This is a genomic window from Isosphaeraceae bacterium EP7 (assembly GCA_038400315.1).
Classification (GTDB): Bacteria; Planctomycetota; Planctomycetia; order Isosphaerales; family Isosphaeraceae; genus EP7.
Window position 1 is genome coordinate 823,180 of record CP151667.1, and the last position, 13,075, is coordinate 836,254.

Consider the following 13,075-nt stretch of genomic DNA (forward strand, 5'->3'; position numbering starts at 1 on the left):
GTCAGGCCCCCGCCCGCGCCTCGACGAGCATCGCGCGGGCCTCCTGACGGGTTCCTTCAGCGGCGGACTCACCGCGGAGCATCTGGGCAAGTTCCTCGACACGCTCGGTTTCGTCGAGCGGTTCAATCGTCGTCCGTGTCCGCCCCTTCTCGACCACCTTGCGGATGGCCCATTGATGGCCGGCGAAGCTGGCCATCTGCGGGAGATGGGTCACGCAGATGATCTGATGGTGATGAGAGAGGTCGGCAAGTGTCCTGCCCAGGGCCGAGCCGAGCCGGCCGCCGACGCCGGTGTCGATCTCGTCGAAGACGAGGGTCGGGACGCGATCCACGCCGGCCAGCGTGGCCTTGATGGCCAGGGTGACGCGCGACAATTCGCCGCCAGAGGCAATCTTGCGCAGCGGCTTCGGCTCCTCGCCGAGGTTGGGGGCGAAGAGGAATTCGACCCGGTCGGGGCCCCACTCGGGCGGCGGAGTCTCGGTAGGGTCGTCGGGCATGGGGTCGGTGGTGACTTCGACGCTGACGCGGGCTTCGGGCATGTGAAGCGTTTTCAGCCTCGATTGCACGGCCTTGGCGAACGCACCGGCGGCCTTGCGTCGCGCGGTGCTCAGCTCGGCGGCGGCCTGTCGAAGCTCGGCCCAGGCCGCCGAGAGTGGAGCATCGAGGGCTTCGAGGTTGGCCTCTTCCCGGTCGATCGCGTCGAGCCGGGCTTGCGCCGAGGCGTGCCGGGCGGCGAGTTCGTCGGGCTTGCAGCCGAATCGGGCGGCGAGCCTGCGATAGGTGGCAAGCCGCGTCTCAATCTCTTCGAGTCGGGTCGGGTCCTCATCGAAGTCGCGCCCGAGACGGCGCAAGGCGTAAGCGATCTCGCGGGTCGACTCGGCCAGGCGTTCAAGTTCGCCGGCCGCATCGGCCAGCTCGGGCGCGGCGTCTCCGAGGGGTTCCAGCAGGCGGGCGACCTCTTCGAGCAGCCCCTGGGCCGACGGCTCGGCCTCGTAGAGCAGGCGATAGCCACGCTGGGCGGCGTCGCGCAACCGGCCGACGGAGCCCAGGCGATGGGCCAGGCGGGTCTGCTCGTCGAACTCGTCGGGCTCGGGGCAGAAGGCGTGCAACTCGTCGCGTTCGAAGGCGACGAGGGCCCGCTCGCGCCTGCGGTCGTCGGCCGCCCTGAGCAGGTCGAGGCGCTGACGCCGGAGGTCGGCATGGGCCTGACGGAGCTTGCGGAAGCGATCGGCGCGGGGGCCGAGCCCTGCGTGGGCGTCGAGCCAGGCCCGCTGGCGATCGGGGTCGAGGAGCGCACGCCCTTCGTTCTGGCCGTGGATGTCGACGAGGATCTCGCCCAGGGACCGCAGGGTGGAGACGGGGACCGGGAGGCCGTTGGCATGGGCTGACCCCCTGCCCTGCGCCGAGACTCGCCGCGTGACGATGAGCGTCTCGTCCTCGAGCGGCCCGCCGAGGATCGCCTCGACGCGGGCGCGGGTTTCGGGCTCGGGGATCTCGAAGACGGCGGCGGCTCGGGCCTCATCGCAGCCGGATCGGACCAGGTCGGCCGACGCCTTGCCGCCGAGCACCAGCGAGAGCGCCGTCAGGAGCAGGCTCTTGCCGGCGCCGGTCTCACCGGTCCAGGCGCAATAGCCCGCCCGGAGGTCGATGCGCACGTCCTCGATCAGCGCCAGGTTCTGCACCGAGAGCTCGCGGAGCACGAGGCCGGGTCCTCCATTGATGAGTCATGCTCGCGGGGATCGGCCCCGTCGAGGCGAGTTCCGGGTGGGTCTGGCCGCGCCGCCAGGTCGTGCGTTCGCGGCGCGGTCGAGGGGGCCAGATCGGGCCGAGGCGCGTCAATCCTTCTTCAAGCCTAGTTCGCGGGCGTGGAACTTGATCGCTTCCTGGACATGCTCATCCCAGTAGGCCCAGTTGTGGGTCCCGGGGAATTCTTCGTACTCGTGCGCGATCTTCATCTCGTCGAGCTTCTTGTGCAGGGCCCGGTTCTGCTCGATGAGGAAGTCTTCCTTACCGCAGTCGATCCGCAACGCGGGGAGGCGGCCGTGGTCGACCTTCTCGACGAGGGCGAAGATGTCCTCGTCGCCGCCGGCCGAGTCGGTACCGAAGATCCGTGCGAACTCGCCTTTCAGCTTGGAGCCCGCCCCCTGCTTGCCGCTGGTGAACCCCAGGGCCCCGGAATGGGAGTTGGCGCTGGCGAACAGCTCGTGGTGCTTGATCCCGACCTTGAGCGCGCCATAACCACCCATCGAGAGGCCGCCGATGCAGCGCCCGGATCGCTCGGCCTTCACCGGGAAGGTGCGGTCGACCAGGCCGACGATGTCCTTGACGAGGTCGTCCTCGTAGGCGTACCCCTCCTTGGCATTGGAGTACCACCCACGGCCGCCGTCGGGCATCACGACCATCAGCGGAAGATTGCCGATGTACCGCTCGACGCTGGTTCGACGCGACCAGATCGTATGGTCGTCAGAAAGCCCGTGGAGCAGGTAGAACACCGACCAGGGGGCCTTGATGGCCGGGTCGTCGGGGAAGATCACGCTGAAGGAAGAGGCTTTCTGGAGCGACTTGCTGTGGTAGTTGATCGTGGCGAAGGCCATCGTCGCACCTCGGGTGGTGTGGTCGGCTCGGGCGTTGATCAGATCAAGGGGGAGGCCGGCATCGGTGTCCCGTCGAGCAGCAGGTCGCCCCAAGAATCAGGGTGGCCGATGTCCGGGTCAACACCCAACCGCCTCAGCTCGCCGTCCATGGCGATGCCCAGGAGAAGGGGGTCGGTCGCCCTAAGCAGGGCGATCGGGTCGATCTGGCGAAGGACCGCCTTGGTGATCGGCCGCTTCGCGTCCCAGAAGACGAGGGCGTCGAGCAGGTCGCGGGCGATCGGGCCGTTGAGGAGCGACGCTAGTAACGCCGCCTGGACGGCCGACCGGCACGGGAGCAGGTAGCAGGTGTCGTCGAAGACCGCGGGACGGCCGTCGACCGGCCCGATCGCCCGGAATCTCGGGCTCTTGTGCAGGCCGCTGATGGCGACCTTGAAGGGGTCGAAGCAGTACGGCCCGACGCCGAAGAGCGAGAAGCGGGGCCGGCCTCGATAGATCGACGACTTGCGCCGATCGAAGGCCCAGGCGTGGTCGTCGAGGTAGGCCCAGAGCCTGGGTGAGCTCTGCTTGTGGGCCTCGGTCTCTTCGCCCAGCCGGCTTTGGCTGAGGACGAGGGCCCGTCGCGGGCGGCCGTCGACCCCGTGAAACAGGTCGGTCGATTTCCAGAGCGGGAGCATGTGGTCAGGCTCGATGTCGACGGGCTCACCCAGGCCGTTGATCCAGCCTTCGCCGGAGCCGACAAGCTCCATCACCTTGGCGGCGTCGTGCTTGATCCCCTGCCGCCAGGTGAGCGGGCTGCCACCGGCGGCGAACTTCGATCGGCCCCAGGCCTCGGCGTCGGCGATCAATTGATCCCCGTCGCGTTCGAAATGCCGCACCGAGGCTTCGGCATCAAGGCCGCCGTGGATCGCGACCCGGACGGGACCATCGGGGACGCCGACGTCGATCCTGAGCAGGCAGGCGTCAACCTGCACGCCGAACCAGCGGCGGGCGTCGATCCGGTGAATCGACGCCTCCTTGATCTGGACGCCATGCGGGAGGGCGCCCTGGGCCAGGATCTTGCGGGCGACGGAGCGTTTGCAGAGCAAGGCGATGGTCGGGTTCTGGGGAGCGAGCTCGGTGAGGAGCTTGATCCAGACGGCCTCGGCCAGGTCGAAATTCGACGAGCCGGTCAGCGCGTCGAGCCCTCGCCGCCGGTCGCCTCGAAGGCGTGGGGCCTGATTCTGGCTCTCTAGCACGCCCAGCTCGGCGGCGGTCACCCAGGGAGGGTTGCCCACCACGAGCAGCGGTCCCTCGTCGGTCCAGGGGAGGTCTCGCGCCAGGTCGACGGTGAACAGGTCGGCCTCGGTCAGCACGACCCGGGGGGCATCGGGGCGGTCGCAGGCACGATGCGCCTCGGCCAGATGCACGGCCTGGCGCTCGATGCCGATCAGTTCGCGCGGCGGATCGGGCCTGTCGAGCAACGCGGCAAGGAAGTGGCCTTTGCCGCAGGTCGGCTCCAGGACCCTGGTCCAGCGTGAGCCGATCGGCCCGAGGAGGTCGAGCACGCGGGCGGCCAGGTTGGGGGGAGTTTGGAAGTCGCCCAGATCCCGGCGCACGGCAAGCCCCTTCCCCGTCCCTGGTCGGCTCGTCGTTCGTTTACTTGATCCGGGCGCCGACGACGCAGTCGGGGTCGTCGACCGTGAGCAGGATGACGTTCTCGCCCGAAGTCGCCGCCAGCAGCATGCCATTGGAGGCCTCGCCCCGGAGCATGACGGGCGCCAGGTTGTTGACGATGATGATCTTCTTGCCCACGAGCTGCTCGGGGGTGTAGTGCTGCTTGATTCCGGCGACGATCTGCTTGGGCTCGTCGTTGACCAGGACGCTCAGCAGCAGCAGCTTGTCGGCGTTGGGGTGGGGCCTGGCCTCGAGGACCTTGGCCACGCGCAGTTCGATCTTGGCGAAGTCTTCGTAGGTAATTGGCTCGGCCATCGCGGGTCGTCCGTTCCTGTCAGGGCGTTCAGGCATCGCCGGGGGCATCGTAGCCACCGCGTGCGAAACCTGTCAATCTGTGCCTGTGAACTTTTGTCCACAGAAAACCATCAGGGCTTGCGGCCGGCACCGAGCAAGCGGGCGGCCCCCTGGCCGAGGCCGCGGATGACCGCCCAGGCGATGACAAACGGGGTGCTCGGGTGCTTCAGGATCGTCGGCGTGTTCTTCTCGAACGCGAAGTGGCCGAAGAACATGAAAGCGTAGGCCCCCAGGACGAGAGCCAGCGACCAGAGGGGATAGAACGGCAGGATGAGCACCGCCACGGCGACCATCGGCCAGCCGACGCCGACGTGCAGGACGTGGTTCACCGGGTGGGTATGGTCGTGGCGATACTTGGCCACGAGCCGCTCGAACTTCGACGAGGCGGCGGAGGCATCGGGCATCGTCGAGGGTTCCTGACCTGCTGGAAGGAGGCCCACGCCATCGCTCGGACGGAGCTGGGTCAGCAGCTTAGCGGCCTGAGGGGCGACGGGGAAGGGACGACGCGTTCAGTTTGCGGTCCCGGCGGCGACCCTGGAGGGGGCAGGCTGCGGCTGATGGACCTTGGGGTCGGTGTAGGTGTCCTTCCCCTTGTGCATGATCTTGCCATAATAGGCGCCGAAGTTGAACTTGGGCGAGTTATCTTCGTCGTGGCACTGGATGCAGAGCCGGCTGCTGTCGGCGAATTCGGCGGTCAGGGCGATCGACTTGCGGATCTCCGGGTCGTCGGGAGCTGCCAGGTGCTTGGAAGCGGGCCCGTGGCAGTTCTCGCACTGATTGCCCTTGAGATAGGGCGTCTTCTCGGCCGAGACCCAGCCGGTGTTGTACTCGAAGCCCGTGGTGTGGCAGGAGATGCACTCGGCGTCGAACTCGCGGATACGCTTGGGGTCCTTGACGAGTGCGTTGAAGGCCTTGGCGTGATTGGAGGCGGCCCACGTGGCGTAGGTGTTTGGGTGGCACGACTTGCAGGTTTCGGCGCCGACGTATTCGGATCCGGGAGCACCTTTGACATTGCCCCGGCGAACGAAATCTTCGACCACACGGAGGTCTTTCAACTCGCGTGGGAACTCTTCGTCGATGAGGACGCGAATCGGCTCGGCCATCTTGTAGCCGGATCCGAGGGTCACGCGATCGTACCGCATGGGTTCGGCCTGGCCGGGATAGAGGCCGACGACGCTGACGTGCTTCCCCTTCTTGCCGACGAGGACGAGCATCGTCTTGCCGTTATTGAGCATCTCGGGATGGTCGGGCGGATCGGGGAATTTGGAGGTGGAGACGACGATGTCGAAACCGGGGAACGACTCGGCCAGGGACCGCGCCAGCTCGATCGGCCCTTGCACCATGAGGACCTGAGTGTCGGTCTTCGATTCCAACTCGGCCAGCACGCCGGGGAGGACTTCCTGGGGCGACTTGATCGGCAGAAGGGCTTCCTTGGCGGGGTCGGCCAGGGCCTTCCAGGCGTCGGGGTCGAGGACCGACGTGATGCCGATCTTGACGGCGCCGGCCTTGGTCTCGAGGTAGGGGTGGATGACCGTCTTGAACGCCTCGTCGGGGGCGATGTTGGCGCAGACGATGGCGGGCTTATCGCCCAGGTTGAGGAACTGGCCGAGGACTTCGTCGACGCTCAGCTTCAGGTCCTCGGCGCTGAGGGCCAGGGCGTCGTACTTCATCATCGCCAGGGCCCGTAGCGCGATGCCAAACTTGACCTTCGCCTGGACCTGTCCGCCCCGCGCACCCGCCGGATTCGCGATCAGGCTGCCGAGGTCGATGAGGGTCAGCGGCCAACCCTGGGAGCGGAGTCGCTCGACCAGGTCATAGCGTCGGCCGAGTCCGCCGTGCTGCCCGTCTGAGCATCCGCAAGGTTCGAGGTAGCCGTCCATCTCACCGGAAAGGATCAAGGCGCCGGCCGGGACCGGCCAGTTGGCGATCAGCTTCTTGCCGTCGCCCGAAACCTTGGGGGCCTCGGTGATCGGCTTGGGAGCCTCGATGACACGCGGCGTCTTGTCGGACTTGGAGTTGCAGCCGACATAGACGATCAGGGCGAGGGCCAGCCCGACGACGACGGCGGGGCGGGTCGAGGTCCTGGGCATGTCGATCCTTTCCCGAGGGGAGGCCTTGGCTCCGTCCATTGCGGGGCGATCCTTCGCCCCGACACGCGATTGCGCCGATGGTTGGACGGAGAGGCGAAAAAACGAGGTGACGAAGGGAGTGAAGAGTTTACGTCCGATCTCGTCTCAGCCTGCACTGGTGACGAAAACATTGACGGGAACCTTCAGCTCGCCCGCCATCGGATGATCCGTCTTGAGGATGATTGTCCCCTCGATCTGGCCGGGGGGCGTGCCCGGGAGCACTTTCACCGACAGCCGATACTTGGACGCGCCTTTGACGGAATTATCGATTGGATCGATCGCAACCTTGAGATTCTCCGGGACGGCGCCAATTTTGAAATTGGTCGCCTCGTCCCGCCCGCGGACCCAGAGCACCATTTCACCCTGCCCGCCCTGCTTGCCGGAGATGTTCAGCAGGCGGATTCGCTCGGGCACCATCGAGATGGGACCGACCGATCGGCCGACCGCGTTGAGCTTGATCTCGGTCTGGTTGGGGTGGTCGGTCGTCAGGACGATCTCTTCGCGGAACGGCCCGATCGGCATGCCCGGCTTCAACTTCACTTCGAAGAAGACGCCGGTCGTGCTCGTCGCCTTTATCGATTTCAACTCGTCCTCGGTGAGAGGCCGGGTCTCGGTCACCATGAAATCGGGCCGGGACGCCACGATCTTGGTGATTTTGAAATCGGGGCGATCCGGCGAGGTCAGGGCGATCCGGTTGGTGGCACCGAGCTCGCTGGCCACGTCGATGAAATTGATGGTGGTGTCTGGGGGGTACATCACGATCGCGGGCTTGATGATGCCGCCGATCTTGAAGTCGAGCTTGGGCCGCTCGGGATCATTGGTGATGATCGAGACGACGCGCTCGAACTTGTCGCTGAACTCGCGAGTTTCCCACTCGACGGCCACCTCGGTCTCTTCGCCCGGCTTGATGTTGGCGGTCGCGCCTTCTTTGAGATTGGCGATGGTGCACGAGCAGGTGGAGGGCCCCTTCTTGAGCTGGAGGTCTCCCTTGCCGGTGTTCTTCACCTTCCAGACGTGCTTGCCCTTGTTGCGCTGGGCCATCACGCCGAAGTCGTGAGTCAGGACGGGGGAGTCGACCTCGACGACGGGGGCGGGGCCGGCGGTCTTCTCGGGCGCGGGGAAGGCGAGATCCTGGGGGGTCTCGGCCAGCGTAGGCATGAACTGCAGGGCGACGGTGGCGCCGGCAGTCAGGCCGACCACGACCAAAGCGAGCAAGATCCAGCGCAACATGGCGGGCGACTCCGAGGCGGCGCCGCGGCGGGCCGGCGGTGGCGGTTGTACGATCGGGATGATGAATCTACGGGCGCGACTGCCCCGCGGTTCGAGCCATCTTACCGCCAATTTGCCGTCGGGGTCAAGCAAACGCGGCGTCGCGGACGGCCCGCCGCGACGCCGGTAACTTCTCGACTCAGAACTGTTTACGCTGACGGCTCGACGAGATTCTCAGGGCCTTGCGATACTTCGTCACGGTCCTGCGGGCCACCGGCAGCCCCGACTGGCCGAGCGCCTCGACGATCTCTTCGTCGGACAGCGGGTTCTGCTTGTCTTCCTTGGAGATGACCTCCAGGAGCTTCTGCTTGATCTGATCCCAGGCCACCTCTTCGCCGTCGGCGGTGGTGGTGCCGCCGCCGAAGAACCGCTTCAGGGCGAAGATGCCGCGCGGGGTCTGCACCCACTTGTCATCGACGGCCCGGCTGACGGTGGTGACATGCACGCCGACGCGATCGGCGATCTGCTGCATCTTCAGGGGCTCGATCCACTCGGGGCCCTTGTCGAGGAAGTCTTTCTGATGCTCGATGATCGCCCTGGCGACCTTCAGCAGCGTGTTTCGACGCTGCTCGATCGACTCGATCAGCCAGCGGGCCGACTGGATCTTCTTTTGGATGAACTCGCGGGTGGCCGGGTCGGTCGCCTTATTCTTGAGCTGCTTCTGGTAGTAGCGCGAGATCGAGAGTTGCGGCGTGCGCTCGTCCTCGAGCCTGACCTGGTACTCGCCGTTCTCGTCGGCCTCGACGATCAGGTCGGGGATGACGTACTGGGCGTTGTCAGCGGCGAATCGGGCCCCGGGGCGAGGGTCGAGCCGGCGGAGCTGGTCGATGGCCTGCTTGATCACGTCGATCGAGAGGCCCGACTTCTTCTCGATGGAGGGCAGCCTATTCTGCTGCAAGTCTTCCAGGTGGCTGGAGATGAGGATCCGCAGCTCGTCGCGATACGGGGTATCGGGGGTGAGCTGGAGCAGCAGGCACTCGCGGAGGCTGCGGGCACCGACGCCGGGCGGGTCGAGCATCTGGACGAGCTTCAGGGCGTGCTCGGCCTCGGGCATCGTGACGAGGTCGCCGCAATCGCGGACGATCTCGTGCAGGTCGGCATGCAGGAAGCCGCTGTCATCGAGGTTGTTGATGATGTATTCGGCCAGGCCGCGGACCTGGGAATCGCTGTCGAGGAAGCCGAGCTGGTCGGTCAGGTAGTCGTGCAGCGTCTGCGGCCGCGACTGCATGTTTTGCATCGCGTCGTGCTTGCGATCCGCGTCTTCGCTGAGCGCGCCGCGGCTGCGGGAGGGGCCGTCGCCGAAGTCGTCCCAGTCATCGGGACCGGAGACTTCGGCCGGGGCTTCCTCACCAGGAGTCGGTTCCTCGCCCTCGGGCTCGCTCTCCGTCGGGGTCGTGTCCCTGAGGTCGACGAGCAGCGGGTTCTCCTCCAGTTCCTGGTCGATTCGCTCTTGGAGCGCCATCAACGGGAGCTGGAGAATTTCCATCGACTGGATCATGCGAGGCGCCATGCGAAGGCGCATCTCATGTCGCATCTGCTGGGAAGTGTCCAGGCGCATGTCCGGATTTCCGTCGTGGATCGAGAGGGAGACGTGGGCAGCTTCGACCAATGTCCGCAGGACGCGTCAGTGGGCCCCGAACAGCGCTCGAGGGCCTAAGCTGCAAACCTTGTACCAGAATACCATAGCTCGCCCGATTTCTCGTCGAAAAAAGGCCCCGTTCAGAACTTTTGCCGGCCGCTGAGGGCATCGGCGAGCATCTCTTTGTTGGCGAATTCGAGCGCTCCGCCGGTGGGCAGCCCGCGGGCCAGGCGGGTGATCGGCACATCCGTTCCCGCGAGCCGATTGGCGACGAGCAATGCCGTGCCGTCCCCTTCGAGGGTGGGGTTCGTGGCCATGATGACCTCGCGGACCTCGCCCGACTGCACACGTCTGACCAGGGCGTCGACGGTCAGTTGCTCGGGGCCAATTCCCTGGAGGGGCGCCAGCTTCCCGAGCAAGACGTGGAAGACGCCCTGATAGGTGCTCGAACGTTCGAGGGCCATGAGGTCGCGCGGCTGCTCGACCACGCAGACAACTCCGTGATCTCGTCGGGGGTCCCGGCAGATGATGCAGAGGGGATTCTCGGCCTCGGTGAGGTGGAAGCAGACCTCGCAGTGGCGGATCCGGTCCTTCACCTCCCGGATGGCCTCGGCCAGCGCGAGGGCCTCTTCCGGGGGGCATTTCAGGAGGTGGTGGGCCAGGCGCTCGGCCGACTTGGCGCCGATGCCGGGAAGCCTTCCCAGGGCTTGGATGAGGTTCTCGATCGCGTCGGCGGAACCGGAGCTTGGCCCGGGCATGGGTCAGGCCCCCCCGCTACCGAGGCCAGGAAAGCCCGGGATCGAAATTCCGCCGGTCAGCGCCTTGGCCGCTTCATTTTTCGACAGCACCAGCGCCTGGTTGGTCGCCTCGGCGATCAGGGCTCCGAGGGTGCGAGCGTCGACCGCGGCGAGCAGTCCGGGGGCGATCGTGACGGAAATGATTTCGAGGCGGCCGTTGGCCCGGACGGTGACGGATCCTGAAGGGGCGTCGGCGGTCGCCTCGACCTCGACGCGGCCGAGGGTCTCGTTGGCCTGGCCCAGCGATTCCTTGATCTTGCCGGCGTTCTTCATCAATTCCGCGAGATTGCCCAGCGAGTTGAACATGACTTCCGCCTTTCGACCGAGTTGGAAGGGATGTGACTGTCTGGGACGGGAGCTGCGGCTGACGTCGGGCTCAGAGCGAGTCGTCGGAATCGACCTCGACGCGGACGGCCTTGGCCTCGAAGAGATCCTGGACCTGGCGCACGAGCGGGTCGTCGCGCCAGGCGTCCTTCGGGCGATCGGGCTCGCCGTCGGCACGGCCGTCAACCCGTGGCGCGGGGGGTGCCTCGGGGAGTTGGTCGAATTGTAGACGTAGCGGGCGACCTATCAACGAGGCGAGCGCCTCCTCGACCTGATTCCGCGCGGCGACAGCCTCGATCGCCTCGGCGGCCTGCCGCTGGGGGGGCCGGAACCCGATGACGGCAACTCCCGATTCGACGGAAGTCGGCTTCAAATGAACCAGGTAGACTCCGAGTCGGAGGCCGACTTTTTCGAGGAGCTTGGGCCAGGCGGCGAGCACCTCGTCGAGCGTGACCGGCTCGTTCGACGGTTCCGGGGGCGCGACGGGCTCGGGTGCGGCCGAGGCGACGGGCCGAGGGGGCGGCTCGGGAGTCGTCAGGCCCGGGGGGGGCGTCGGAGCGGCGAGGGCTACGGCGTCAGGGAGCTTTTTTTTTTCGGGGGGCGCCAGGGTCATTCGGGCGGCCGGCGGAGGGCCCCCCTGCTCCATCGCGGCGAGCCTGGTGACGAGGTCGCCCAGCTCGGAGAGGTCTTCCAGACGGGCGACCCGCGCCAGGGCCAATTCGACGAGGAGTCGGCCGTGCGGGCTGCCTCGCAGGCGGGTTCGCGCCTCGGCGAGGATCTGCATCGCCGCAAGCGAGGAGTCGAGGCCCCAGCGGTCGGCGATCTCGCGGAGCTGGCCATGCTGGCGAGGCGTGGCGGCCAGCAAGGCGACGCCGGCCCCGGCACCGATCACCATGACGTCGCGGAGGAACTCGAGCGCCCCGTTGAGCAGGTCGGCCGGCTGGACCCCGGAGTTGACGGCCGACTCGAGCTGCATCAGGGCCTGAGCCGGGTCGCGTCGCGAGAGGGCGTCGAGCAGGTCGAGCGTGCGCTCGTCGCTTGCGGTCCCAAGGAGCTGGTGGACGACCTCGACGGTGAGTTCCTGCTGGCCTGCGGAGAGGAGCTGCTCCAGCAGCGACTGGGCGTCGCGCATCGACCCTGAGGCGCGACGGGCGAGCACGGAGAGGGCCTCGGGCTCGGCCTTGATCCCCTCGCGGCCGGCGATCTCGGCGAGGGTGGCCATGATCTGGTCGGGGGCGATGCCGGCCAGGTCGTACCGCTGACAGCGCGAGAGCACGGTCACCGGGATCTTGTTCGCCTCGGTGGTGGCGAAGAAGAATTTGACGTGCGAGGGCGGCTCTTCCAGGGTCTTGAGCAGGGCGTTGAAGGCCCCCGTGGAAAGCATGTGGACTTCGTCGATGTAGTAGATCTTGAAACGGGCGCGGCTTGGCCTCAGGCCGGCATTCTGCCTCAGCTCGCGGACGGCCTCGACGCCATTGTTGCTGGCACCGTCGATCTCGATGACGTCGACATCCTGGCCCGAGGCGATCGAGCGGCAGATGTCGCAGGTCAGGCAGGGCTCCGAGGTGGGCCCGTTCACGCAGTTGAGGCACTTGGCGAAGATGCGCGCCAGCGAGGTCTTGCCGACGCCCCGGGTGCCGCTGAAGAGATAGGCGTGCGTGACCCGGTTCATCCGGATGGCGTTGCGCAAGGCCTGGACGACGTGATCCTGGCCGACGACGTCCTCGAACCTCGCGGGCCGATAGCGTCTGGCGACGACGGTGTAGGAGCCCGGGACTCCTGGCTCGCCCGGCGGTCCCGTCGGGTTCGTCGGTTCCAGTCGTGCCACCGGGTTCACTCCGATCCGTCGGGCGAATGTCCGCGGCCGGTGCGGCATCGTCGCCCGACCGGAACGAGGAGATGGGAGGCGAGGGGCGTGGAGAGCCGGGGAGGTGCTCCCGAGCACATGAAGGGCTTGCTTATGGCTGCTGCGTTCCCGCCCTGACCAGGTTCACAATCCACCATTGCCCGGGTCCCCCCCGGCTTTCCTCGCCCCCCGCACCGAAATCCCAAAGAATCGTCGCCCTCATCTTCCCCATTCCTCGCCCCGCCGGCAAGTCCAAGTCTCGCGTGCCATGCAGACGGAGGGGGCCGAACCGCACGGCTCAAGGTCGGGGACAAAACTGGGGAACCTCGCGTCGTAAGCCTCGTCCGACATGGGGTGAGGGCGACGCTGGTGGGCAGCGGGCGGTTTTGGGTCATGCGCGGGATTTGGAGGGAGAATTCGAAGCATTCGTATGTCTCCTTTCGAGGACGAGGTCGGGCCATCGAAGTTGTGAGCACGGGGCGGACGGTCTATGATGGGTCGTCAGATGGGGCGGCTCGACAGAGGGCCCCG

General features: G+C 66.8%; 11 protein-coding genes and 1 other RNA gene. All 12 read right to left on the reverse strand.

Annotation, left to right across the window (positions count from 1 at the left end; genetic code table 11):
- Nucleotide 1: 1 nt before the first annotated feature.
- Complete coding sequence (gene recN / locus EP7_RS03295) at nt 2-1,699, reverse strand: DNA repair protein RecN (protein ID WP_463526156.1); 1,698 nt, start codon at nt 1,697-1,699, stop codon at nt 2-4.
- Nucleotides 1,700-1,834: 135 nt separating this feature from the next.
- Entirely contained in the window at nt 1,835-2,593 is a 759-nt protein-coding gene (locus EP7_RS03300) for an alpha/beta hydrolase (protein ID WP_463526157.1), read from the reverse strand.
- A 38-nt stretch (nt 2,594-2,631) separates the two neighbouring features.
- On the reverse strand, nt 2,632-4,188 hold the full coding sequence (locus tag EP7_RS03305; RefSeq protein WP_463526158.1) for a class I SAM-dependent methyltransferase: 1,557 nt from the start codon (nt 4,186-4,188) through the stop codon (nt 2,632-2,634).
- Between the two features lie 40 nt (nt 4,189-4,228).
- A complete protein-coding gene (gene metG / locus EP7_RS03310) occupies nt 4,229-4,609 on the reverse strand; it encodes a methionine--tRNA ligase subunit beta (protein WP_463526159.1) in 381 nt (126 codons plus the stop codon).
- Between the two features lie 62 nt (nt 4,610-4,671).
- Entirely contained in the window at nt 4,672-5,004 is a 333-nt protein-coding gene (locus EP7_RS03315) for an Mpo1-like protein (RefSeq protein ID WP_463526160.1), read from the reverse strand.
- A 105-nt stretch (nt 5,005-5,109) separates the two neighbouring features.
- A complete protein-coding gene (locus tag EP7_RS03320) occupies nt 5,110-6,690 on the reverse strand; it encodes a multiheme c-type cytochrome (protein ID WP_463526162.1) in 1,581 nt (526 codons plus the stop codon).
- A 144-nt stretch (nt 6,691-6,834) separates the two neighbouring features.
- Nucleotides 6,835-7,959: a DUF1573 domain-containing protein gene (locus EP7_RS03325; RefSeq protein WP_463526163.1), complete on the reverse strand. Its 1,125-nt coding sequence runs from the start codon at nt 7,957-7,959 to the stop codon at nt 6,835-6,837.
- 178 nt (nt 7,960-8,137) lie between these two features.
- A complete protein-coding gene (rpoN, locus tag EP7_RS03330) occupies nt 8,138-9,556 on the reverse strand; it encodes an RNA polymerase factor sigma-54 (RefSeq protein ID WP_463526164.1) in 1,419 nt (472 codons plus the stop codon).
- Between the two features lie 161 nt (nt 9,557-9,717).
- Nucleotides 9,718-10,335: a recombination mediator RecR gene (gene recR / locus EP7_RS03335; protein WP_463526165.1), complete on the reverse strand. Its 618-nt coding sequence runs from the start codon at nt 10,333-10,335 to the stop codon at nt 9,718-9,720.
- Nucleotides 10,336-10,338: 3 nt separating this feature from the next.
- Complete coding sequence (locus EP7_RS03340) at nt 10,339-10,680, reverse strand: YbaB/EbfC family nucleoid-associated protein (RefSeq protein ID WP_463526166.1); 342 nt, start codon at nt 10,678-10,680, stop codon at nt 10,339-10,341.
- 70 nt (nt 10,681-10,750) lie between these two features.
- Nucleotides 10,751-12,526 (reverse strand): DNA polymerase III subunit gamma/tau, encoded by a 1,776-nt coding sequence (dnaX, locus tag EP7_RS03345; RefSeq protein WP_463526167.1) that lies wholly within the window; start codon nt 12,524-12,526, stop codon nt 10,751-10,753.
- Nucleotides 12,527-12,620: 94 nt separating this feature from the next.
- An RNA gene (gene ffs / locus EP7_RS03350) (signal recognition particle sRNA small type) lies at nt 12,621-12,718 on the reverse strand.
- Nucleotides 12,719-13,075: the final 357 nt, after the last annotated feature.

What these genes read in the sequence shown, in the direction of transcription:
- EP7_RS03340 (WP_463526166.1), bottom strand. Translation starts at nt 10,680, where the DNA reads ATGTTCAACTCGCTGGGCAATCTCGCGGAATTGATGAAGAACGCCGGC.
- EP7_RS03315 (WP_463526160.1), bottom strand. Translation starts at nt 5,004, where the DNA reads ATGCCCGATGCCTCCGCCGCCTCGTCGAAGTTCGAGCGGCTCGTGGCC.
- recR (WP_463526165.1), bottom strand. Translation starts at nt 10,335, where the DNA reads ATGCCCGGGCCAAGCTCCGGTTCCGCCGACGCGATCGAGAACCTCATC.
- metG (WP_463526159.1), bottom strand. Translation starts at nt 4,609, where the DNA reads ATGCCCCCGGCGATGCCTGAACGCCCTGACAGGAACGGACGACCCGCG.
- EP7_RS03325 (WP_463526163.1), bottom strand. Translation starts at nt 7,959, where the DNA reads ATGTTGCGCTGGATCTTGCTCGCTTTGGTCGTGGTCGGCCTGACTGCC.
- EP7_RS03300 (WP_463526157.1), bottom strand. Translation starts at nt 2,593, where the DNA reads ATGGCCTTCGCCACGATCAACTACCACAGCAAGTCGCTCCAGAAAGCC.
- rpoN (WP_463526164.1), bottom strand. Translation starts at nt 9,556, where the DNA reads ATGCGCCTGGACACTTCCCAGCAGATGCGACATGAGATGCGCCTTCGC.
- EP7_RS03320 (WP_463526162.1), bottom strand. Translation starts at nt 6,690, where the DNA reads ATGCCCAGGACCTCGACCCGCCCCGCCGTCGTCGTCGGGCTGGCCCTC.